The sequence below is a fragment of the Bacillus sp. 22190 genome (assembly GCF_052045575.1).
Lineage (GTDB): Bacteria > Bacillota > Bacilli > Bacillales > Bacillaceae > Bacillus > Bacillus altitudinis.
Genome location: NZ_JBQEPF010000003.1, coordinates 324,403 through 345,475, shown reverse-complemented (window position 1 = coordinate 345,475; position 21,073 = coordinate 324,403). Strand labels below are relative to the sequence as shown.

Annotated in this window: 25 protein-coding genes; 7 read left to right on the top strand and 18 right to left on the bottom strand. The window is 40.2% G+C overall.

Features of this window, described 5'->3' with window-relative positions; all coding sequences use genetic code 11:
* Positions 1 to 5: 5 nt before the first annotated feature.
* From ACTJKA_RS06435 to spoVK, 4 genes are all read right to left on the bottom strand, one after another.
* Entirely contained in the window at positions 6 to 416 is a 411-nt protein-coding gene (locus ACTJKA_RS06435; RefSeq protein WP_007499423.1) for a MerR family transcriptional regulator, read from the bottom strand.
* A 91-nt stretch (positions 417 to 507) separates the two neighbouring features.
* Entirely contained in the window at positions 508 to 1,788 is a 1,281-nt protein-coding gene (locus ACTJKA_RS06430; RefSeq protein WP_440607656.1) for an aminotransferase class I/II-fold pyridoxal phosphate-dependent enzyme, read from the bottom strand.
* 18 nt (positions 1,789 to 1,806) lie between these two features.
* The gene (hflX, locus tag ACTJKA_RS06425; RefSeq protein WP_017367291.1) at positions 1,807 to 3,069 is read right to left on the bottom strand and encodes a GTPase HflX; all 1,263 of its coding nucleotides are present in this window, start codon (positions 3,067 to 3,069) and stop codon (positions 1,807 to 1,809) included.
* 120 nt (positions 3,070 to 3,189) lie between these two features.
* Positions 3,190 to 4,149: a stage V sporulation protein K gene (gene spoVK, locus ACTJKA_RS06420; protein WP_008344008.1), complete on the bottom strand. Its 960-nt coding sequence runs from the start codon at positions 4,147 to 4,149 to the stop codon at positions 3,190 to 3,192.
* A 320-nt stretch (positions 4,150 to 4,469) separates the two neighbouring features.
* On the opposite strand from spoVK, the gene ACTJKA_RS06415 reads away from it, so the two are divergent.
* Positions 4,470 to 5,228, top strand: coding sequence for an N-acetylmuramoyl-L-alanine amidase (locus tag ACTJKA_RS06415; RefSeq protein ID WP_212356339.1), 759 nt, complete (start codon positions 4,470 to 4,472; stop codon positions 5,226 to 5,228).
* A 55-nt stretch (positions 5,229 to 5,283) separates the two neighbouring features.
* Here the strand turns inward: ACTJKA_RS06415 and ACTJKA_RS06410 are convergent, their stop codons facing one another.
* The 9 genes from ACTJKA_RS06410 to ACTJKA_RS06370 all read right to left on the bottom strand — a co-directional run bounded on the left by ACTJKA_RS06410 (position 5,284) and on the right by ACTJKA_RS06370 (position 12,159).
* The gene (locus ACTJKA_RS06410) at positions 5,284 to 5,901 is read right to left on the bottom strand and encodes a hypothetical protein (protein ID WP_065460390.1); all 618 of its coding nucleotides are present in this window, start codon (positions 5,899 to 5,901) and stop codon (positions 5,284 to 5,286) included.
* Positions 5,902 to 5,985: 84 nt separating this feature from the next.
* Positions 5,986 to 6,966 (bottom strand): class 1b ribonucleoside-diphosphate reductase subunit beta, encoded by a 981-nt coding sequence (nrdF, locus tag ACTJKA_RS06405; RefSeq protein WP_008344010.1) that lies wholly within the window; start codon positions 6,964 to 6,966, stop codon positions 5,986 to 5,988.
* Between the two features lie 17 nt (positions 6,967 to 6,983).
* The gene (nrdE, locus tag ACTJKA_RS06400) at positions 6,984 to 9,086 is read right to left on the bottom strand and encodes a class 1b ribonucleoside-diphosphate reductase subunit alpha (protein ID WP_017359033.1); all 2,103 of its coding nucleotides are present in this window, start codon (positions 9,084 to 9,086) and stop codon (positions 6,984 to 6,986) included.
* Positions 9,046 to 9,438 carry a class Ib ribonucleoside-diphosphate reductase assembly flavoprotein NrdI gene (gene nrdI / locus ACTJKA_RS06395; protein ID WP_017359034.1) on the bottom strand — a complete coding sequence of 131 codons (393 nt, stop codon included), beginning with the start codon at positions 9,436 to 9,438 and terminating at the stop codon, positions 9,046 to 9,048. The genes nrdE and nrdI overlap by 41 nt, the downstream gene beginning before the upstream one ends.
* A 265-nt stretch (positions 9,439 to 9,703) precedes the next feature.
* On the bottom strand, positions 9,704 to 9,916 hold the full coding sequence (locus ACTJKA_RS06390) for a hypothetical protein (RefSeq protein WP_003212415.1): 213 nt from the start codon (positions 9,914 to 9,916) through the stop codon (positions 9,704 to 9,706).
* 79 nt (positions 9,917 to 9,995) lie between these two features.
* On the bottom strand, positions 9,996 to 10,328 hold the full coding sequence (locus ACTJKA_RS06385) for a YmzC family protein (RefSeq protein WP_025207367.1): 333 nt from the start codon (positions 10,326 to 10,328) through the stop codon (positions 9,996 to 9,998).
* A 163-nt stretch (positions 10,329 to 10,491) separates the two neighbouring features.
* A complete protein-coding gene (gene hfq / locus ACTJKA_RS06380) occupies positions 10,492 to 10,713 on the bottom strand; it encodes an RNA chaperone Hfq (RefSeq protein ID WP_003211269.1) in 222 nt (73 codons plus the stop codon).
* Between the two features lie 25 nt (positions 10,714 to 10,738).
* Positions 10,739 to 11,689: a tRNA (adenosine(37)-N6)-dimethylallyltransferase MiaA gene (miaA, locus tag ACTJKA_RS06375; protein WP_039166571.1), complete on the bottom strand. Its 951-nt coding sequence runs from the start codon at positions 11,687 to 11,689 to the stop codon at positions 10,739 to 10,741.
* Between the two features lie 68 nt (positions 11,690 to 11,757).
* Positions 11,758 to 12,159: a YmaF family protein gene (locus tag ACTJKA_RS06370; RefSeq protein ID WP_007499437.1), complete on the bottom strand. Its 402-nt coding sequence runs from the start codon at positions 12,157 to 12,159 to the stop codon at positions 11,758 to 11,760.
* A 104-nt stretch (positions 12,160 to 12,263) separates the two neighbouring features.
* On the opposite strand from ACTJKA_RS06370, the gene ACTJKA_RS06365 reads away from it, so the two are divergent.
* From ACTJKA_RS06365 to erbB, 4 genes are all read left to right on the top strand, one after another.
* Positions 12,264 to 12,521, top strand: coding sequence for a hypothetical protein (locus tag ACTJKA_RS06365; RefSeq protein ID WP_047945888.1), 258 nt, complete (start codon positions 12,264 to 12,266; stop codon positions 12,519 to 12,521).
* 112 nt (positions 12,522 to 12,633) lie between these two features.
* Complete coding sequence (locus ACTJKA_RS06360) at positions 12,634 to 13,176, top strand: TetR/AcrR family transcriptional regulator (protein ID WP_008344015.1); 543 nt, start codon at positions 12,634 to 12,636, stop codon at positions 13,174 to 13,176.
* A gap of 2 nt (positions 13,177 to 13,178) precedes the next feature.
* Positions 13,179 to 13,496, top strand: a complete 318-nt coding sequence (erbA, locus tag ACTJKA_RS06355; RefSeq protein WP_017367286.1) for an SMR family multidrug efflux transporter EbrA — start codon at positions 13,179 to 13,181, stop codon at positions 13,494 to 13,496.
* Between the two features lie 15 nt (positions 13,497 to 13,511).
* Positions 13,512 to 13,871 carry an SMR family multidrug efflux transporter EbrB gene (gene erbB, locus ACTJKA_RS06350; RefSeq protein WP_017367285.1) on the top strand — a complete coding sequence of 120 codons (360 nt, stop codon included), beginning with the start codon at positions 13,512 to 13,514 and terminating at the stop codon, positions 13,869 to 13,871.
* A 46-nt stretch (positions 13,872 to 13,917) separates the two neighbouring features.
* Here the strand turns inward: erbB and ACTJKA_RS06345 are convergent, their stop codons facing one another.
* Together ACTJKA_RS06345 and ACTJKA_RS06340 are read right to left on the bottom strand one after the other, a co-directional pair.
* Positions 13,918 to 14,367: an OsmC family protein gene (locus tag ACTJKA_RS06345; protein WP_017359038.1), complete on the bottom strand. Its 450-nt coding sequence runs from the start codon at positions 14,365 to 14,367 to the stop codon at positions 13,918 to 13,920.
* A 76-nt stretch (positions 14,368 to 14,443) separates the two neighbouring features.
* Positions 14,444 to 15,178 carry a poly-gamma-glutamate hydrolase family protein gene (locus ACTJKA_RS06340; protein WP_336749836.1) on the bottom strand — a complete coding sequence of 245 codons (735 nt, stop codon included), beginning with the start codon at positions 15,176 to 15,178 and terminating at the stop codon, positions 14,444 to 14,446.
* Between the two features lie 584 nt (positions 15,179 to 15,762).
* Between ACTJKA_RS06340 and ACTJKA_RS06335 the strand changes: the two genes are divergently transcribed.
* Entirely contained in the window at positions 15,763 to 17,088 is a 1,326-nt protein-coding gene (locus ACTJKA_RS06335) for a S8 family peptidase (RefSeq protein ID WP_017367283.1), read from the top strand.
* 89 nt (positions 17,089 to 17,177) lie between these two features.
* On the opposite strand, the gene ACTJKA_RS06330 is transcribed toward ACTJKA_RS06335, so the two are convergent.
* From ACTJKA_RS06330 to ACTJKA_RS06320, 3 genes are all read right to left on the bottom strand, one after another.
* A complete protein-coding gene (locus tag ACTJKA_RS06330) occupies positions 17,178 to 18,326 on the bottom strand; it encodes a Rap family tetratricopeptide repeat protein (protein ID WP_008344020.1) in 1,149 nt (382 codons plus the stop codon).
* Positions 18,327 to 18,491: 165 nt separating this feature from the next.
* Positions 18,492 to 19,241, bottom strand: coding sequence for a poly-gamma-glutamate hydrolase family protein (locus ACTJKA_RS06325; RefSeq protein WP_017367282.1), 750 nt, complete (start codon positions 19,239 to 19,241; stop codon positions 18,492 to 18,494).
* 315 nt (positions 19,242 to 19,556) lie between these two features.
* On the bottom strand, positions 19,557 to 20,030 hold the full coding sequence (locus ACTJKA_RS06320; RefSeq protein ID WP_007499456.1) for a CarD family transcriptional regulator: 474 nt from the start codon (positions 20,028 to 20,030) through the stop codon (positions 19,557 to 19,559).
* A gap of 589 nt (positions 20,031 to 20,619) precedes the next feature.
* Here ACTJKA_RS06320 and ACTJKA_RS06315 point away from each other — a divergent pair.
* Positions 20,620 to 21,021 (top strand): hypothetical protein, encoded by a 402-nt coding sequence (locus ACTJKA_RS06315; protein WP_029575494.1) that lies wholly within the window; start codon positions 20,620 to 20,622, stop codon positions 21,019 to 21,021.
* The last annotated feature ends 52 nt before the right edge of the window (positions 21,022 to 21,073 follow it).

The following is a 21,073-nucleotide window of genomic DNA, read 5'->3' as shown; positions in this document are numbered from 1 at the left end:
ATTGGTTAACGGAAGAACCTTGACATATCCCCCTGCCTAAAGGTCGTTCCTTGTTGGAAACGTCCAGCCTGAATGAGTTCCTTCTTCAGTAGCTTCCTGAGTTCATCATCTGTCAAGTTGTGCTTCGCTGTGGTTTTCTCCTCTGTCTTTGTTTCAGACGATGGATTTTCTGCCTCAGCTTTGGCAAAAAGTTTTTTGATGCCTGCCATGTTTACACCTTGTTCGATGAGGTTTTTGATTTCTAGTAATTTATCAACATCATGGAAAGAAAACAATCGGCGATTCCCATCACTTCTAGCTGGAAATACTAAACCATTTTCCTCATAATAGCGAATTTGTCTTGCAGATAATTCTGTTAGCTGCATGACAATCCCAATTGGGAATAAAGGCATTGAGCGGCGAATGTTATCACTCATCTCAACTGTCTCCTCCTCTTTGCTTAAATTTATTATATGTCATGTTATATTATGTGTCAACGAAATGTTAGGAATATTAACATGGATTTTTTTATCGAGCAGGCACTTCAATAAAACCTTGCTCTAGTAAGGCATCTACAGCACTGCAAATGGCATTTTTCACATGGGCATACGTGAGACCGCCCTGAACATAGGCTGTGTAAGGCGGTCTAATCGGACCATCAGCTGATAATTCAATGCTGGCTCCTTGGACAAATGTGCCCGCTGCCATAATCACATCGTCCTCGTATCCCGGCATATAGCTTGCATGCGGTGTGACATGACTGTTAATCGGTGATGCATATTGAATCGCCTGACAAAATGCAATCATTTTTTTAGGGTCTCCAAATTCTACAGATTGAATCAAGTCGGTTCTTTTCGCATTCCACGCCGGGTTTGTTTGGAACCCGAGTTTTTCAAGAAAACGCGCTGTAAACACGGCGCCTTTTAAACTTTGTGCAACAACATGCGGTGCTAAGAAAAATCCTTGATACATTTCCTGAAGCGCATACAGCGATGCACCCGCTTCACTGCCGATGCCTGGAGATGTCATTCGATAAGAGCAAGCTTCTACCCATTTTTCTTTTCCGACGATGTAGCCGCCAGTTTTGGCAAGGCCGCCGCCTGGGTTTTTAATGAGAGAACCTGCCATAAGGTCTGCACCCACATGACACGGCTCTTGTAATTCAGTAAATTCACCATAACAGTTGTCAACAAACACAATGATGTCCTCATTGATGTCTTTCACAAATGAAATCATTTGTTCAATTTCTTCTATTGTAAAGGATGGTCTTGACGCATAGCCTTTAGAACGCTGAATCCCGATGACTTTTGTTTTTGGGGAAATAGATTCTTTGACTTTGTCGAAATCGACAGATCCATATTGACGCAAATCAATGGCTTTGTAATCGATCTGAAAATCTTTTAATGAGCCTGTCCCTTCTTTGCCGCGAATCCCGACAATCTCTTCTAGGGTATCGTAAGGTTTCCCCGTCATGTAGATCAATTCATCACCAGGTCTTAGCACACCGAATAAGGCGATGGAAATGGCATGTGTTCCAGAAATGATCTGCGGGCGTACAAGACCGCTTTCCCCTCCAAATACATCCGCATAGATCTTTTCTAACGTGTCTCTTCCCATATCATCGTAGCCATAACCAGTTGTCGGGTTAAAATGAGAGTCACTGACTTTATGTTTCCGGTAGCTTTCAAGAACCCGCCACTCATTTTGTTCACTCTTTCGATCAATTTGCTGATGTATTTGTGAAATGTCTTGTTCTGCTTCTGCTGCTATTTTTTCTAAAATGGTGCCATGTTTTAAAGTGTGAAACATCGTGATTTAATTCCTTTCCTACAACATATACTTCTTGATTTGTCCTAATATGGTTTGCTCCTCACCACTAAATCCAGTGATGTCATAAAGCTCTGCTTCCTTTTGGAATTCCAGTGATTCCACCAAGGTTTCTGACTTTAAGGCAGATATGAGTTTTCCTTCATATGCCGGAATTCTTACATGATATGGCTTTAAAAAATCTTTTTTCAGTTCAGCCATGATATCCGCTTTTAACCGCTTCACATCTTCCTCGCGCCTAGCACTGATTAAAATGTGGCGCTGCTTTGAGGAAGGGATAAAATCCGGCCTGATTTGGTCTTTTTTGTTATAGACTGTCAGCATCGGAATACGATCAGCTTCTAATTCTTCTAAAAGCTTATGAACCGTTCGTTCATGCCCTTCATAATCCTCATTCGAAGAATCGATCACATGAAGCAAATAGTCTGCTTCTTTTACTTCTTCAAGAGTGGAACGAAATGCTGCAATCAGTGTGGTTGGAAGGTCTTGAATAAAACCAACTGTATCGGAAATCAGCACACTGTAGCCAGATTCAAGTGTCATTTTACGCGTCATTGGGTCAAGTGTGGCAAACAGCAAATCTTCTTCATGGCTATCCGCTTCTGTTAACTGGTTAAACAATGTAGATTTCCCGGCATTTGTGTACCCGACAATAGCGATTTGGAATACGCCATTTTTCTTCCGTCGTTCCCGGTATCTCGTGCGGTGTTCTTTGACTGCAGATAGTTGTCCGTGAATCTCGTGTATGCGGTTTCGAATATGACGTCTATCTGTTTCAAGTTTTGTTTCACCTGGACCTCTTGCGCCAATTCCGCCGCCTTGTCTTGAAAGGCTGATCCCTTGTCCACTCAGTCTCGGCAAGGCATACTGAAGCTGGGCAAGCTCTATTTGCAGCTTCCCCTCTCTTGTACGGGCTCTTTTGGCAAAGATGTCTAGAATCAATTGCGTACGGTCAATGATTTTCACATCTAAGGCAGTCGCTAAAGCTTTTAACTGGCTAGGCGAAAGCTCGTCGTTAAAAATAATAACGTCACAGTCTAACTCCTCGCAAAGCACTTCAAGCTCTTCCACTTTCCCTTTTCCGATGTAAGTCGCGCTGTCCTGTCTATTTCTTTTTTGCGTCATGATGCTGACAGCTTCACCGCCAGCTGTTTTGGTTAAGGAAGCTAATTCTTCCATAGAATATTGAAAGCGTTCATCCGTTATATGTGGCAGTTGACAGCCGACAAGGATCGCTTTTTCGATCATTTCATGTTCATTCAACGTCAGTTGTTTCCTTTCTGTACTTAAGTTTCAGTAGTACCATCATACCAAACACATCACACGTATACCACCATTCGGAAGGTTTAATTTCTTGTCTCTTTACAAAAAGGATACGCCATTTCAAGAAGGCGTATCCTCTTTCATTTGCAGATCATGGCTTTTAATCGTAAGTAAATCTTTTTTATCATAATGATCCACAAGAAGCAGCCTCATCGCCTGAGTTCGGATCGCTTTTTCAATGGTGTTTCGCACAAAACGGCCGTTGCTGAATTTGGCAGGACTCGTTGTGCTCTTGATATGCATTAAATAGTCTCGCAGTTTCCATTCTGCCTCTTGGGTAAAGACATATTCCCGATCGGCCATCATTCGTTTTGCAATATCCATCAGCTGATCGACCGTATAATCAGGGAAGTTGATATTGATCGGAAATCTCGATTGCAGACCAGGATTTAGAGAAAGAAAATGATCCATTTCCTTGGAGTATCCAGCTAAGATGAGGATGAATTCATGCTGCTTATCCTCCATATGTTTTACAAGGGTATCAATGGCTTCTTTCCCGAAATCCTTCTCTCCTCCGCGGGCAAGAGAATAGGCTTCATCGATGAACAAAATGCCGCCTAGTGATTTTTTAATCAAATCTCTTGTTTTTTGAGCTGTATGTCCAATGTACTCTCCAACCAGATCTCCTCGTTCTGCTTCAATTAAGTGCCCCTTTGAAAGAACATTCATTTCAAAGAAAAGCTTCCCGACAAGCCGTGCAACCGTTGTTTTCCCTGTGCCAGGATTTCCTTTAAACATCATATGAAGCGCTTGTTTTCCTACCTTTAATCCTTGTTCTTGTCTTTTTTGATTGACAAAAATCCAAGCATAAATTTCTTTTATGTTTCGTTTCATTTCATCCATCCCGACAAGGCTGTTCATTTCTCGTTCTATTTCTCGTAAGATGCTGTGTTTGGCCTCATTTTTTTGCAAGGCCTCTAGGTATTCTGCCTCTGAATCTGCATCAACCAATACTTGCTTCTGTCCATTAAGTATAATGTTGATTTGGCCGTTATTTTTATATGTGACAGCTCGCTCCAACGTATTCACCTCTCGCTCTTCTCTCTTTAATCTATTCGGGTGGAGCTGTAATCGTGACAATCGCCCGCACTACCATCGGTTTACTGTCAAAATGACCCGAGATACCGGTTATTGTAGGGGATTGTGCGGTTTCCCAGGAAATGATGTGCTATTTCCATTGTATTCATCCATTTCGGGCGGACAAACCAACAATTTGTTTTTTCTTAGAAAAATAGCGCCTTTTCTTCCCAAATTGTGCAGAAAAGAGTCTCGATGATTTCCGCATTTTGTACAGGCAATTTTTCTATTTCCTCATAAAATAAAGACGAGGTGATGAATAGATGGTGAAAATTTTTATTGATCCTGGCCACGGAGGAACAGATTCTGGAGCTGCTGCTAATGGACTTTTGGAGAAAAATATCACACTGCAAATTGCGCTTTTTCTGAGGGATATGTTGATTAGTGAATATGATGGGGTTTCCGTCCGCTTAAGTCGTTCAATTGACCAATCCGTCACGTTATCCCAGCGTACGAATGCGGCAAACAGCTGGGGAGCTGACTATTTCGTGTCTATTCATATTAATGCTGGCGGAGGCACAGGTTTTGAAAGTTATGTGTACCCTGGCGTTTCAGCACCAACCACCACGTATCGCAATGCCCTTCATGATGAGATTGTCCGCTCCGTTGATTTTGCCGACCGCGGCAAGAAAACGGCGAACTTCCACGTTCTGCGGGAAACTTCTATGTCTGCCATTTTAACTGAAAACGGTTTCATCGATACGGTAGCTGATGCAAATAAGCTCCGTAACGCTACTTTCCTTCAAGGGATCGCTCGTGCTCATGCCACTGGATTAGAAAAAGCCCTTCAATTGAAAAAAAAAGCAAGTAACCTATATAAAGTGCAAGCAGGGGCTTTCAAGGTCAAAGCCAATGCGGATGAACTAGCAGCTACACTCAGATCCAAAGGATTTGAAGCGCTGGTCGTACTGGATAGCGGCATGTACCGAGTCCAAGCTGGCGCTTTCCGTTCAAAGCAAAATGCAGATGACCTCGTCACTCGATTAAAGCAGGCCGGTCACGACGCATTCGTTTTTCAATAATCTAAAAAACAAACCGGCTCAAGTCATCTTTAGAGCCGGTTTGTTGTCTATCCAATTATGCTAAAATGTTCACGACAAATTGAGACCATGTTTCAAGACGATCGAAGTACTCAGGCTTTTTCAAATCTGTTACTTTCATCCATTTGCCTGAGATTTGATCTGTTTCTTTTACTTCTACATGAGCACCCGGCGATAATTCAAGGGCTGATAACAGTCCGATGTGCACACGGCCGACACTATTGTCATCATCATTAATGAGTCCAAGGGTTTTCATCTCAAGTTTGTCTTCTTCTTGAATCGAAAGTTCCTCGTCCAGTTCACGATCGGTATTTTCTTTTAGAATTTCAGCAAATTTTTTTCCTTCAATGAAATTCATATGACCGCCAAAGCCAAGAGATAACTTATGATGTAAGCGAGTCTCTCCCCCACCTTGAAGTCTTTCATATACATACACTTCGTCCTCACGCTTAATGACAACATATGGAATTGGCTGCTTAAAGTCAGGATTTTCTTCTGCATCGCCTCTTCGCATTTGCTCGAAGTGCTCTTCAATTTCTTTCATAATGGTGTTGATTGTTTTCTCTTCACTATTCACACCATTAAACGCAAGTGTTTCGTTTTGGAACACGCGTGCGCGAGGTGCAACTAAAATGATTTCGTCCATTTTTCCCATGTTCGGTAACCTCCAGTATGTAACACATTGTTAGAAATGGCAAAAAGCCAAAACGAGTGATGCGTTTTGACTTTTACGCTTTCCTTATGATTCATCTCCAAAGAAGAAATCATCATCTTTTAACGGCTCAACTGTTGCCTTTTTGTAGCCGTTCCCTTTCATTGAGAAGAAGTCATGTGACTTTGTTTTTGTATTGAGTCCGTTCAATACAATTGGGTTGATCTCTTCTTCTTCAAAGTAAGGGGCAAATCCAAGGTTCATTAACGCTTTATTGGCATTGTAACGAATGAACTTTTTCACATCATGCGATAAATTGACTTGGTCATAAATATCCTCAGTGTAATGAAGTTCATTTTCATAAAGCTCATTAAGCAGATCGATAGAGAAATCATAAAGCTCTTTTTGCACGTCAGGTGTTTGTTTGTTGTAAATTTCTTGTGCTAACAATCCAACATACACACCGTGAATCGCTTCATCGCGCAAAATCAAGTTAATGATTTCACCACTTTGCATGAGCTTTCCTTGACCGTAGAAATATAGCGGGTAGTAAAAGCCGCTATAGAATAGGAAGCTTTCTAAATACACTGAAGCAACCATTGCTTTAAATAAGGAAATCGGGTCATCCTTTTGAATGGAACGGTACAGACCTACAATCATATCTGCTTTCTTTTGCAAGAATTTATTTTTCTTGACCCATTCAAATACTTCACTAATCGTTTCAGTCGGTGCAAGCGTCATGAAGATATTTGAGTATGATTTTGCATGCACGGCATTTTCCATCATTGCCATAAAGTTTAACACGGCTTTACGCTGATGACCGTCCACATGTTCAGCCACTATCGGCATTCCTGTATTTCCTTGTTCTGTATCAAGTAACGTCAGTCCAGCCAGTACCTTCATGTACGTATCTCGCTCTTCTTCACCTAAATATTTCCATGTTAAGAGATCCCCGTTTAAGGAAATCTCTTCTGGAAGCCAGAATTGCTTGACGTTTTGGTTGTAAAACATTTGTGTAAAATCATCTTCGTGTTTTGACCAGTTGGCTGCATCATAAATTTTTGTCACGTTAAACTCTCCTTTAATCAAACAACACAAGAAAGACAGCCTTCCTGCCCTGTATCCTTCGTTCTTGCATAATAAAGTGTCTTAATGCCTTTATGGTGTGCATAAAGATCGATGCGGTTTAAGTCACGCGTTGTCATCGTATCTTTTAGGAATAATGTAAAGCTAATTCCTTGATCGACGTGCTGCTGAATGGTTGCGATCATATCGACTACTTTAAACATGTCCATATCGTATGCTTCTTTATAGAAGAACCAGTTTTGTGCTGAAAGTCCTGGCATTGGATAATACGTTTTGCTGTTTCCGTATGTTCTTTCTTCGATACGTTCCATAATTGGCATTACAGAAGCTGTTGCCGATTGAACATACGAAATAGAACCTGTTGGCGCAATACATAATCGATAGCTATGGTACATGCCATTTTCCGCTACAAAATCTTTGAGTGCTGCCCAATCTTCTTTTGTTGGAATGTGCATGCCTTCAAATAGCGCAGCTGCTTTTTCTGTTTTTGGAGTGAAATCATTTTCTACGTATTTATTGAAGTACTCACCTGTTGCATAACCAGAGCCCTCATAACGGTGGAATGTTTCCCCTTTTTCTTTTGCAAGTTCACTTGAACGCTTAATGGAGTAATAGTTCACCATCATAAAGAACGTATTAGCGAAATCTCTTGCTTCTTCACTTTCATAAGCGATTTGGTTTTGAGCTAAATACCCATGAAGGTTCATCGCACCAAGTCCAATTGACTTCATCGCTTTGTTCGCTTTTCTAACAGCTGGTGCATTGCGGATATCTGTTGTTTCAGACACAAGTGTGAGTGAGTCCGTTGCAAGCTTAACTGTTTTTTCAATGGATTTGTTTTTCATCACGTTCATGATATTTAAAGAACCAAGGTTACAAGAAATATCAAGTCCGATCTCATCATCTTGATCATAGTCCGTGTAAGAAGAGACTTCTGAAGCTTGAAGTACTTCTGAGCAAAGGTTTGAGAATTTCACACGTGAAATATGGTTCAGAGCGTGCTCTCTATTCACATTATCTTGGAACATGATATATGGATAGCCTGATTCTGAGCGCAGAACAGCTAATTTTTCAAGAAGTTTTCTCGGATTGACTTTTTCTTTTTTGACTTTCGGGTTTTCTACAAGCTCGTCATACATTTCTTCCATATCCATCTCATCAAGATGCTGTCCATAAGCTTTATAAACTGTATGAGGATAGAATGTGTAAGCTGTTTTATCTTCTCTAGCAAGCTCGATAAATTTATCTGGAATGACGACACCGATCGAAAGTGTTTTCACACGAACATCTTCATCCGCAGAGATCTTTTTCGTATCTAAGAAATCATTAATATCTCTGTGGAAAATATTCAAGTACGCACTTCCTGAACCTTGTCTTTGTCCCATTTGATCTGCATATCGGAATGCATTATCAAGAAGTTTCATGACGCCTACGACACCTTTGGTCGCATTTTCAACATCTTTGATCGCTTCACCTTTCGCACGAAGCTTTGAAAGGTTCAAGCTGACGCCGCCGCCTAATTTAGACAGCTGCATGGAAATATCAATGGCTCTTGAGATATCGTTTAATGAGTCATTCACTTCAAGCAAGAAGCAGCTCACCAGCTCACCACGTCTTTTACGGCCTGCGTTTAAGAATGTTGGTGTACTTGGCTGATACTCTTGGTTGATCATCAGTTCCACAAACTCAAGTGCTTTCTTTTTGTCTCCGCCCGCAAAGAAAAGAGCCACAACTGAAATGCGGTCTTCATAGCGTTCAAGGATTTTCTTTTTGTCATTTGTTTTCAGTGCATAGTCATTGTAAAACTTAAACGCACTCATAAATGATGGGAATCTAAATTTCTTGGCATATGCAGCTTCAAATACTTCTTTAATATCTGACATGCTGTATTGTCTTAAAAATTCTTCCTCATAGTAGTCGTTTTCTATTAAGTAATCAATCTTCTCTTCTAGATTATGAAAGAAGACCGTGTTTTGATTAATATAATCTACGAAATAACTATGTACAGCTTCTTTGTCCTTGTCGAACTGAAACTTTCCTTCTTTTTGAATCATAATCTCGTTATTTAATTGTATCCACTTTGGAACCTGATTTTGTGACAATTCTTTCTACCTCCTGTGTAAACAATTCAACATCCCTTTTTGTTCCGCTTAGTTCAAAGGTGTGCAAAATAGGAACTTGATATTGTTTAGAAATCGTATCGGCGCTTTTGGCAAAGTTATCTCCCCACACTTTGTTCCCACTCACCGCTACACCTAGTAAAAGGTGCGCATTTTTCTCTAAAAATGACTGAGTGGTACCAGGGACTTGTCCAAATCCTGTCGTAAAGGTGACGAGAATAAACGGCGTATCCAAAAACTCTTCTCCAGTCAATTTTCGTTTGTCTGTAAAAGGGGTCTTGTCCAAAAAGCGTTGAACATTTCCTGTTTTTGAATCAAATACGATTTGAATCAATTCCATCACGACCTAGTTTTTAGTATTGTTGATCATTCCGCTATTCACTATATATAGTATACTATGTTTTTTCAAAACACAACATATAGATGCTCGAAACGAAAAAAATCAACCAACCCGGCCGAACATTCATAGCCGAACTCGTACGTTCAAATAAATAGAGCAGAGCAGGTTCTAAAAATAGACTGCCCTACTCCCTATTCAACTGAAACCGAAATCTATCATAACACGAAAAAAAATCGCTTAGTAGACTAGACTTTTTGTTTTATTTTTTGTAGGCATCGCACTGTAAATCTTCTGACACTTCTGTTATTTCCACTTCAACACCTAATTCTTTCAGCACCGCTTCAAGCGCAGAGACGATCGAGGCTTCTCTTACTAACTCTTTCCCGTTTACAGAAACGCTTGTTCCATATTCGAAACAGGAGTCATCTTCACAAGTTTGTTCCCAATGATTAATTTTAATTTTGTGTGTCATGAACTCATCCTTTTCTGTCTAGATGTCTGATGCATGTTTATAGTGTAGCGACTTCACATTCATTTGTAAATTTACGTGCTTACTCTTCATCAAAGTCTTCACTATCACCATCATCTTCATCCCATTCATCTATGTATTTTGTCGTAATGAGCGTCAGCTCTCCTTCTTTTTCATCAAACCGGTATACATGTACTTCATCATCTTTTACAACAGCAATGTGATTATTTTTTAGCGCAACAGATGATGGTAAAAGACCATCAACATGGCTCCCATCATGCTCACCAGAATGGTTATGCCAACTTTCTTGTCTCGTTTCGATGTTCGAGATGGCGCATGATCCAAATAAGACAACGATTCCAATCAAAAGAAGGATCACTCGAATCCTTCTTAATTCAAGCTCTGCATTTTCCATATAAATCCCCTCACCCTTTTAAATGTCCAATAAGGATTTATACGCAACTTGGACAGAAAAGTTTCATGGCATTGCAAAATAGCCCCTCTGCACTGACAAAAAACGTAGCGGGTTTCGGCCGGTTTATTCGCAGCTGCATGGGGCTATTGGTGAAAACGGGTGTTTATTCTAATTCAAGATTTACATTTTTTTGAGGTGCAAATGTTGAAATCGCATGTTTATAAATAAGCTGCTGCTTCCCTTCTGTCTCAAGCAGCACCGTGAAATTGTCAAATCCCTTTACTTGACCGCGAAGCTGAAAGCCATTCAGTAAAAATACTGTGACAAATGTATTGTCTTTGCGGATCTGATTCAAAAATTGGTCCTGAATATTAATCGGTTTCATGTTTCGTCCTCCTTGATTCTGATAACTACAGTTTCGCTTTAAGTCCAAGCTTTCCTGCTATATATGCGAAAATTTCCTCTTTTTTGTCCGAAAAGTGGCAAGGTGGTGTCATATCAAACCAGGTGACATCCATTTTATTACGGAACCACGTAAACTGACGCTTCGCATATCTGCGGGAATTTTGTTTTAATTGCTGGATGGCTTCATCAAGTGAGCAGTCGCCTTGAAAATAGGCATACAACTCTTTATAACCAATCGCTTGAACAGACTGACAATCTTTCAAACCAGATTGATAAAGTGCGCTCACTTCTTCAATTAAGCCTTCATCTAACATCATATCAATTCTTTGATGAATGCGCTCGTACAAAAGCTCTCGGTCCATTTTCAGCCCAATGAAGGCAGTGTCATAAAGAGGAACTTCTTGATGCCCGTTTTGCATATCAGACATTTTCTGACCTGTTGTATGGATGATTTCAAGCGCCCTGATCACACGGCGGACGTTATTCGGATGAATCGCTTTTGCAGCGTCAGGATCGGCTTCTTTTAGCTTTTCATACAGCTTGATCGGTCCATGCTGCTGCTTAAACAGCGTCATCTCTTCTCTAAAAGCAGGATCACTTTTCTCATCAGTAAACGTGTAATCATATAAAACAGACTGAATATATAGCCCAGTTCCACCAACAATCATGGGCGTTTTCCCTCTCGCAGCTATCTCTTTGATTTTTAAGCGGACAAGCTGCTGAAATTCAGCTGTAGAAAACGATTCATCCGGTTGTTTAATATCGATTAAATGGTGCGGTACGCCATTCATTTCTTCAGGGGTGATTTTCGCTGTGCCAATATCCATCCCTTTATAGATCTGCATGGAATCCCCGCTGATAATTTCTCCATTAAATGCTTTCGCTATATCAATGCTCAGCTTTGTTTTTCCGACAGCCGTCGGACCTACTAATACAATCACTGGTTGTTTTTTCATAACATCACTCTCTTTTACAAACTGCCTACAGTATAGCATAACTTCTCTTTCTCTCCTATATCCTCCCGTCACCACCCAAGTGGTTCATTCCCGACCACTTCATATGTCTTCCCTTTTAAACGGTGCTTATGCGTTGGCCTTTCTTCATCTGGACTGTAAACGACTCCCCCGTATGGAATCGGGACAGAATCGGTATAGGCAGAAAACGTGACTTCCTCAATTTCATGATAGTGCGTCCCGTCCACTCTTGGGATAGCAGGTCCAGTGACGCCATAATATCTATGGAAATGCCCTCTTTCAAATGACGTGATCCCCCGGTAATAATGAGTATGTCTGTCGGTACTGCTTCCATTCACAGGCTGAGAAATACCTTCTATTAAATGATAATGTTCTTCGGTTACATCCGTTCGCGCTTTATAAGCATGTGCATGAGGTGGACATTTAGCCCAATCAGACGGATACAGGCCCATTTTTTACATTCCTCCTTATTTTAGGCATTCACCCAAACACAAGTGGGCCACTCGAATACACTGATGTCAGTTACAGTGATTTTATGTGAAAGGAGTCTTTTTTTATGAATTATTTTGACGCACCGTTTGTTCAAGATGAGATGAGAAGACCTTTTGGATTTGGACGCCCTGGATTTGGTTTTGGAAGACCTGGGTTTGGGCGCCCTGGTTTTGGCTATGGGAGACCTGGATTTTTTGGACCGCCATTTTTAGGTGGTTTTGCTGGTGGGCTTCTAGCTGGGTCGCTTCTTGCTCCAGGATATGGCTATGGTTATCCTTATCCACCCCCATACCCGCCATATGGACCATACCCTTATTATTAAATATGACGATTTAGTGAAAACATCCTCTTATAAAATGAATCGATTGACACGTTTGTTTTTCATAGGTTAACATTTACTTTACCGACCGTTCAGTAAAGTAGGTGTTTTTTTTATGTCTAAAACGAAAAAAGAACAAATTTTTGAGGCAGCAGCTCACACCATTCTAAAAGAAGGATTGAGTCAGCTCACCCTTCAGCAGGTGGCAGAACATGCAAATATGACCAAAGCTGGGCTACTGTATCATTTTTCAAGCAAGGAAGACCTGATCCAGCAAATGAATGAGCATGCGGTTGCCTCTTTTCGTCAGCAGCTTGACACGTATCAGGAAACATACAAAAACGAAAAGGCGCCCTATGTACGTGCCTATATATTGGCCACATTAAATGATCTTGATAGACAAAACACCACACAGCTATGTACAAGTATGCTGGCAACCATGTCATTTGATGAAGCGTTATTAAATCCTTGGCGTCATTTTTATGCGGAATTTAAAGAAAAAGCAGCCGAGGAAATCAATGACCCTGCACTTAGCCAATTGATCCGTCTTGCCTGTGATGGCATATGGTTTTCAGAAATGTTTCAGCTTGAACCATTGAATCGAGAGGAAAAAACCCTTTTACTTCATCGGATTTTACACATTTTAGAGGAGGGATGATGATGATCCTCGGATATCTTTTTTTGGCTATCGCCATTTTTTCAGAAGCGATTGGGGCAGCGATGCTGAAACTATCAAATGGTTTCACACGCTTTAAACCTAGCGCTGTCGTTGTCGCTGGCTATACACTTGCTTTTTACATGCTGTCATTGACCCTTAATATCATTCCACTTAGCATGTCTTACGCCACATGGTCTGGGGTAGGTACCGTCCTCACGGCTTTTTTTGGCGTGCTCTTTTTCAAAGAAACCTTGAACCGTCAAGCACTTATTGGAATGGCAATGCTTGTTTCAGGGGTCGTACTATTAAATATGTCTTAAAGGATGTGAAGTGATATGAAAGGAATGCTTTATTTAACAGGAGCCATTTTGACAGAGGTTTTTGGCAGTACGATGCTGAAGCTTTCGCAAGGTTTTACACAGGCGCTGCCGAGTATGGGGGTCCTGATCGGATTTGGGTGCGCCTTTACCTTTCTCAGTTTGGCACTCAAAACAATTGAGCTGTCATCTGCATATGCCACTTGGTCTGGGGTCGGTACAGCACTTACTGCTCTAGTGGGCCTCGTGCTATTTAACGAAACCATTCATATGAAAGGATTTATTGGTCTTGCACTTGTCATATGCGGCGTCATTGTCTTAAATCAATCCAAAAAACAAAAGAAAGAACCATTCGATCAAACCGAATGGACGTCATAAAAAAAGTCATTTTCTCCATTAATCAAGAGAAAATGACTTTTTTATCTTAATAACCAGCTTTGATGGTTTCTTCTAAGGAAATATGGACATTCCCTTGCACAGCTCTAGAGATCATACATGAGCTTTCAGCTTTATGTGCAAGCTTACGAGCTCGTTCTATGTCCTGTGCAGTAGCAGACTCTTTGAGAATGATGACAGGACGGTGAATGATTTTCTCATATGTAAACACACCGTTTGTCACATCGACAACTGCCTCAGAGCTCATCGATAGATCCTCTTTCTCTAATTGACTCCGCTCCATCATGGCTGCAAGTGTAATGATATAACATGTGGCCGCTGCACCTAGGAGCATCTCATCTGGATTTGTTCCAATACCCGGTCCATCCATTTCTTTTGGAATGGAAATCTCCGTCTTTAACTGTGCACATTCGATTGTCCCCACATCGTTACGCAGACCAGGCCAGCTTGCCTGAAGATGAAAATGATGACGCGCCATATCTGTCTCTCCTTTTGTTATCACTTTTTATAGTGTAACAAGAATTCACCTTGCTGTCTTAAGATGTGCACCATCCTTACGTATATTCTTCATCCAGCACCGTGCGAATCGCCCTGACATACCGGTAGAACGTCTCGTTTTTTGTACTCGATCGATACCGAAAATCGAAACTGTCAAATAACGCTTCCCGTTGACTTCTACTAATCTCAAGCTGTACACTTTGCCCTGTTTTTGTAAGATTATTAATATTATGATTGCTCGTTCCGCTTAGGGTTGCGTGTGCAACTGCAAGTTCAGCAGAAAAACCGTTGCGCTCTAATGAGTTCACAATTTTTTCAGCACGGTCATAGTCTGTTCCGCCAACAAGGGTGTGGTCAATTCCCGGCTTCCCTTTATATCCATGAACAGCTAATACATAATCATGTGCTTTTGCCTGTGCGACTCCGATTGGTTCATCGAAGTTTGTACTTGTAATATGAAGTTCTGATGCATTTTCTCTAAAACCTTCAAATAAGTACGTAGAAAAATCGTTATCAAAAAAATGGACAATCTCACTAACGCCGCCTTCGATTCTCCCGCCATGAGGCGACATCACTAGAAGACGGCTGCCGGGCACTGGATTGGATGTGATTTGATAATGATCTGTTGATTCATTCTCTTCCAGTTCTTTAAAATTGCGATACATATCATTTGAACCGCTTTCGTCTTCTCCACCTGATGACACTGGCTCATCATGTTCCTGTGCTTGCATGGTATAATAGACGCCCCATCCGATGACAAGCAGGAGAAGCAAAGCAAAAAACTTCTTCATTCCCGTTCTCCTTTAACAGATTTCTAAGCCGTTTCTATGATTAATATTGAATCATCATTTCTTTTCATTTTTTCCACATTTTCTCTTCAAATTTGATCATAACACTCTAGATCATGAGATTCCTCAAAAATAAGATAATTGCATTTATATACACAGAAACGCCTTTCCTGATTGAAAACAGAGTTAGAATAGTATGACAAACAAATGAAGTTATGTTTAAAATGACCTAGTCCTACCCAGTCTGTTTTCTTTAATTCGTCTTTTTTTTATGCGAATTTGATTTTTTTCATCTGGAATGAATCACATTTGTATGAGCATTGACCCTGTCTAGAACCCCCCTTTTTTCTGCAGAATCCTCTGTTTTACTGGTTCTCTAAGAAGAACTCTCCCACCTATCATCGGCAGTTTTAATATGATTTCCACCTTTTTCTATTATTTTACAAAATGTAAGCGCTTTTCTTTTTAAAGGGAATGAGTCAGCCGCCAATATGAACAAAAGAAGGGACAAGAATCCGAACAAAGATGCTGTCATGTTCATAACGTAAGAGTGTACGAGAATGGATAGCTAGAATGGAGGGCATCACATGTTTGGATTTTCCATGGTACAAATGGTCAGAACACATGCTAGTAAATTGGATCAGCCTTTAAGAGAGACCGTCCTTCACCTCTATAAGCCTTTTAAGTGGACGCCTTGTTTTCTTCATCGTTTTTTTGAAGGAAGGTTAAAGAAGAGCAAGAAGCTTCGGGTCATCATTGAATTTAAAGAAGATGCAGTCGAAGCAGGTATTCAAAGCACAAAGCAGCTAATGAAAAAAAGCAGAAAAACAAACATCAAAAAACATTTTTCACATATTAACTGCTGCGCAGCTGATCTTACCCCTGCTGCTTTAGAGGAACTCTTAGCAAATGGGGAGCATATTCGCAAAATATATTTAGACAGACAGGTACATGCACTGCTGGATGTGGCGACACAATCAAGTCATGCGGATGAAGTCGTTCGAAATGGCACAACCTTAACCGGTGAAGGCATTACGGTAGCGGTCGTTGACACAGGCATATACCCACATGAGGACTTAGATGGAAGAATTCGCGACTTTGTAGATTTAGTCAAACAAAAAACGAAACCTTACGATGATAACGGTCATGGAACGCATTGCGCTGGGGATGTGGCTGGAGACGGAGCTGCCTCAGACGGCTTATACAAAGGACCCGCTCCAAAAGCCAATATCATTGGGGTAAAAGTGTTAAATAAACAAGGCGCTGGATCACTTTCTACTATTATAGAAGGTGTTGAATGGTGCATACAGTTCAACGAAGACCATCCTGATGATCCAATTCACATTATCAGTATGTCGCTAGGCGGCGATGCGCAGCGTTATGATGACGAACAAGACGATCCGATGGTGCGCGCTGTCAATGCAGCTTGGGATCAAGGGATTGTTGTATGCGTTGCTGCTGGGAACTCCGGTCCTAACAGTCAAACAATCGCAAGCCCTGCCGTGAGTCAAAAAGTCATTACGGTCGGAGCCTATGATGATCGAAATACGCCAGAATCAAGTGACGATGTCGTGGCACCATTTTCGAGCAGAGGTCCAACGGTCTACGGTGAAACAAAGCCCGACCTCCTCGCACCAGGAGTCAATATCGTCTCTCTTAGATCACCAAGATCATTCCTAGATAAACTAGATAAATCAAGTAGAGTCGATGATGATTATACGACGTTATCTGGCACTTCGATGGCGACACCCATTTGTGCCGGTATCTGCGCACTATTATTAGAGCATTCACCAGATTTAACACCTGATGAAGTCAAAGCCTTATTAAAAGAAAATACAAGCAAGTGGTCTGGAGAGGACCCAATGATTTACGGAGCAGGTGCCATCGACGCAGAAAAAGCCATCCAAGAATAAATAAAAAAGCCCTTTACGTTTTTCGTAAAGGGTGTTGTTTTGTCTGTTTTTATGTGTGAAGTCTTTCTTCTACTTGAGCAGCTGACATGTTATGCTTCGTTCTCATACATCTCATCTCCTTTTTGAATGTGCGTACGCGCTTCGATCACAATTTCAAAAAAAGTGGAAGATTCCTTGTACATGTCGCGTTCCTTATAATAATTAGCCGCATCAAGTGCCAATTCCTCTAAATCAGCAAACATTTTTTTGTTTCGTAGTCCCAAAAGGGCTGATCTCAATTGTTCAGAGCTGTCTGTTTCTATATAGAGTGCCTGTAAAAATTGGAATTTCAATTGATAAATTTCATCTCCCAATATAGATGCCTGATTCATGCCTTCCTTTATAGCCTCACTCGCTCGCTCCATATCTTCGAGTTTAAAACAAGTAAGAGCCAGTGAAAACAATGATTTGATCATCGTTGCAGCTTGATCTTTTTGATAAAGTGAAATGGCTTGTTCAAAGAAGACCGTCGCTGTATGATAGGTTCCCATACTATAATGACAAGTTCCTAAGTTATTGAGGGCCATCGCCTTAAAATAAGATGTGCATTCTTTTCTTTCCATTGCTTCACACACTTTTAAAGCTTTTTCTAAATACGGGAGCGCTTTTTGATGCTGACTTACATCAATCCAATTACCTGCCATCACAAAATCGCATTGAATGCTTCTTTTTCCATAAAGCTGATGTTTCTTATAGATGTCTCTCGCTTTTTTCGCATAATGCATAGAAAAATAGGTTTGTTTCATATGATAGTATACTTCAGCAATTTTATAATAAAATTCCGCTTTTTCGATCTCATCTGTCACTAAGATCAGCTGATGTTCCGCATGCTTATAATAGGAAATGGCTTCGATATACCGGTGCTGGGTAAATGCATACATTCCATGGAAAAAATGAAAGTAATAGCCCAATAAACCCGTCATCTCATCTTCTGCCTCTTCAATATCTTTTGGAAAAGAAACCGCTTGAAGCGATTCATTCCCTGCATGGACTGGCGTTAAGTGCTGAAGCATCATTTGATGGCGAAAATCCATGAGAGAATAATAGAGTAATAAATCTTGATCTTCTTCCATCTCATGAATGTCTTCTTCAACAAGGCGCTTCATATCGTTTGCCTGATCAACTTCAAATTTGCAAATATGTGTGTACCATTGATTGATTTTTACACCTACTTCGGAAGATGGTATTTTGTGTGCCATCCACTTCAGCCCCATTCTATCATATCAAACTGATAACTATTATTTTACATAATTTATGATTTTAAGGCAAATTGTCATTTATTTCATATTTTATGTTGATTTTGCACATTTCTATCTTTTTTACCAAGTTTAAAGAGAGTACTTTTGCCCATCAAAACCTTTTTTCTACGAAGAAGGGTCGAATTCTCTAAGCACTTCTTTTAAACCACTGACATAGCGACTAAATGCTTTTTTCTTTCCTTTTCTTGTATCAAAGTTGTCAAAAAAGGCTTTTCTCTGCGCCGTACTAATTTCTAATTGGACACTTTCGCCACTTGCATTTTGATTATTAATGTTGTTTGGATCCGTTCCAGAGAGGCGCTCGCCTTTTTGCACGAGCTCTGCGGAGAAGCCCCTGTCTTTTAGTTCTCGCACAACCGCTTCTTGCATTTTTTCGTTTGTCCCGCCCACAAGTGTATGTCTTCTATCACTTTTATAGCCGTGGATAGATATAGAAAAGGGATATGTTTTAATCATTTGAACCAAAATCGGTTCATCGAATTTTGTACTAGTGATATGCAAATCACGATTGTTGTCTTGTTTTGTCCCTTCAAATAAATACGTAGAGTACTTCTTTTCAAATGCTTCTACAATTTCACTTGTTCCTGGCTCAATTTCACCGCCGTGAGGAGAAAAGACAAGTAAGTCACTTCCTCCTTTTTCATGAAACTCTATCTCATAGCCGTCTCTTTCATGCCGTATAAGCTGTTTAAAACTTTCATATTGATCCCCTTTTTTTCGCTCTTTCTTATACTTTTCTACTTCTTCATAATGTTGTTTTTGCTCTTTATTTTCTTGGATAGAATGGCTGCATTTCACCATTAAAAGAGCACACAGGATGAGAAAGATGAATCCACTTATGAGTAGTCTTTTCATTTCACCGCTCCTTTTCATTCTCTTCGATGTCATCTTATCGCATTATTTTACTATCAATCGCTAAAAGAATTCAAAGAATGTCCGGCTCCTTTTCATGAATCAGGAGAACTTACCTGTTTTTTTATGTTGCCCTAGGTATTTTCGGCTTCTTTCAAACGGTTCATGTGCAAGTAAAAACTAAATCCTATGACCTCATTTTAGTTTTAGTCAAAAACACCTACAAAATTGGGAATTTTCATCTTTTTTTCAAATAAAAAAGCTGTAAACAAAAGGAATATCTCCTTCTGTTTACAGCCAGTCTCTGTATATCCAGCATTAAACTCTTAATTCATTCTCTAATGCTGTCAGCACTTCATCTTGCGACATGCCTTGTGCAAGTGAAATTTCGCTCACTAACATGCCCCGTGCATCTTCAAGCATCTTCTTTTCACTAGAATTTAAGGCTTTTTTCTGATTACGTCTCATCAGATCTTTGACAACGTCTGCGCCATCTTCAATCGAACCTGTTTTTAGCTTTTTCAGATTTTCATCATATCTTTGCTTCCAAGTAAGCGTGTCGTCGTTTGTTTCTTCTGCAAAATTGTTCATCACAACTTTCAGCGTAGCTTGATCAGCTACCGGACGTATACCTAGTTGATTGATTCTGCCTTTTGGGACCATCATCTGCATATTCGGCATTTGAATCAGAAAATATTCCTGCGTCTTACCTAAAATCTCTTTTTCTTCCATTCCTTCAATCACACCGGCTCCATGCATTGGATAAACAATTTTATCACCTATTTGAAACAAATCCGCCACCTCCGAAAGTATTCACAATATCATTATAACACATTTCATCAGAGGATAAAAATTTATATTTTATCATGTTAATTTAGCACTAGTCAATTCTTTTTATTTGAGTTTTTAAAGAATTAGCCTTTTTTTACAAAAGGAGCGCCACCATCCAGTCCTCGTACACCTTTCTTGCATATACTAGCATTGAGTCACATTTAGGAGGGATGACAATGTGCAAATGCAAGAGCAAACATTCCCACTCAAAATGCTGTAAAAAGCATGACGATCATCACCATATTGAGCCGTGTGAAAAAAAGAAGTATTATCATAAAAAAGATGATTGGTTTGAGAGCGATTTTTGGGATACGTCAAGAAGCTACGATCCCCATTATTTTCCTAAAAGTGTCTGTAGCAGATGTAAGAAGCGTCGCAGAAAAAGACATAGCTTCTCATTTTAGTGCTTGACGCTGCACCTGCTTTTGTTTTCCCGGCTGAAAAGCCGGTTTTTTTGTTGCATGTTGTTCTTTTCTTTCATATGGATAGGCTCATGAAACAGGTGCAGTTCATAAGATATGGCAACCTGAAAAAAAGGATGAGATACAAAATGAACAATATGAATAACCAAACCAACCATTACCATCAAGGAAATCCCTATCACACGTTTGAAAATGTGTATACAGCCAATCATGAGCATATGATCGCACCAAACATGCATGACCCTATGAATATGCCAAATCATTATCATACCGGTAAAAAAGATGCTTATAGCGGACACCATCCGCATCATCATTCAGCCTATTCCCCTTTTATGAAGCAGTATGAACCCTATTCAAATGTACAGATGAACGATCACCATCACTTCGGTCACTACGGCAATTATGGTATGGCTCCCTACCAGCCATATGGCTATCATGATATGCAGATGATGATGCCGGCAAATCATCATATGACAGGAAATGCTTACGGAATGAACCAACCAAATGCATTCCTACCCCGTTATTACTAAAAAACAAGAAAAATAAGGGTATAAAATACCATTTAATGACATATAGGAATAT

What these genes read in the sequence shown, in the direction of transcription:
- erbB (WP_017367285.1), top strand. Translation starts at nt 13,512, where the DNA reads ATGAAAGGAATGCTTTATTTAACAGGAGCCATTTTGACAGAGGTTTTT.
- ACTJKA_RS06410 (WP_065460390.1), bottom strand. Translation starts at nt 5,901, where the DNA reads ATGGGAAAAATGGACGAAATCATTTTAGTTGCACCTCGCGCACGCGTG.
- ACTJKA_RS06345 (WP_017359038.1), bottom strand. Translation starts at nt 14,367, where the DNA reads ATGGCGCGTCATCATTTTCATCTTCAGGCAAGCTGGCCTGGTCTGCGT.
- ACTJKA_RS06435 (WP_007499423.1), bottom strand. Translation starts at nt 416, where the DNA reads ATGAGTGATAACATTCGCCGCTCAATGCCTTTATTCCCAATTGGGATT.
- ACTJKA_RS06385 (WP_025207367.1), bottom strand. Translation starts at nt 10,328, where the DNA reads ATGGAAAATGCAGAGCTTGAATTAAGAAGGATTCGAGTGATCCTTCTT.
- ACTJKA_RS06315 (WP_029575494.1), top strand. Translation starts at nt 20,620, where the DNA reads ATGAACAATATGAATAACCAAACCAACCATTACCATCAAGGAAATCCC.
- hfq (WP_003211269.1), bottom strand. Translation starts at nt 10,713, where the DNA reads ATGAAACCGATTAATATTCAGGACCAATTTTTGAATCAGATCCGCAAA.
- erbA (WP_017367286.1), top strand. Translation starts at nt 13,179, where the DNA reads ATGATCCTCGGATATCTTTTTTTGGCTATCGCCATTTTTTCAGAAGCG.
- ACTJKA_RS06365 (WP_047945888.1), top strand. Translation starts at nt 12,264, where the DNA reads ATGAATTATTTTGACGCACCGTTTGTTCAAGATGAGATGAGAAGACCT.
- ACTJKA_RS06415 (WP_212356339.1), top strand. Translation starts at nt 4,470, where the DNA reads ATGGTGAAAATTTTTATTGATCCTGGCCACGGAGGAACAGATTCTGGA.
- ACTJKA_RS06370 (WP_007499437.1), bottom strand. Translation starts at nt 12,159, where the DNA reads ATGGGCCTGTATCCGTCTGATTGGGCTAAATGTCCACCTCATGCACAT.
- ACTJKA_RS06325 (WP_017367282.1), bottom strand. Translation starts at nt 19,241, where the DNA reads ATGAAAAGACTACTCATAAGTGGATTCATCTTTCTCATCCTGTGTGCT.
- miaA (WP_039166571.1), bottom strand. Translation starts at nt 11,689, where the DNA reads ATGAAAAAACAACCAGTGATTGTATTAGTAGGTCCGACGGCTGTCGGA.
- ACTJKA_RS06335 (WP_017367283.1), top strand. Translation starts at nt 15,763, where the DNA reads ATGTTTGGATTTTCCATGGTACAAATGGTCAGAACACATGCTAGTAAA.
- ACTJKA_RS06430 (WP_440607656.1), bottom strand. Translation starts at nt 1,788, where the DNA reads ATGTTTCACACTTTAAAACATGGCACCATTTTAGAAAAAATAGCAGCA.
- ACTJKA_RS06340 (WP_336749836.1), bottom strand. Translation starts at nt 15,178, where the DNA reads ATGAAGAAGTTTTTTGCTTTGCTTCTCCTGCTTGTCATCGGATGGGGC.
- ACTJKA_RS06330 (WP_008344020.1), bottom strand. Translation starts at nt 18,326, where the DNA reads ATGGCACACAAAATACCATCTTCCGAAGTAGGTGTAAAAATCAATCAA.
- ACTJKA_RS06390 (WP_003212415.1), bottom strand. Translation starts at nt 9,916, where the DNA reads ATGACACACAAAATTAAAATTAATCATTGGGAACAAACTTGTGAAGAT.
- ACTJKA_RS06360 (WP_008344015.1), top strand. Translation starts at nt 12,634, where the DNA reads ATGTCTAAAACGAAAAAAGAACAAATTTTTGAGGCAGCAGCTCACACC.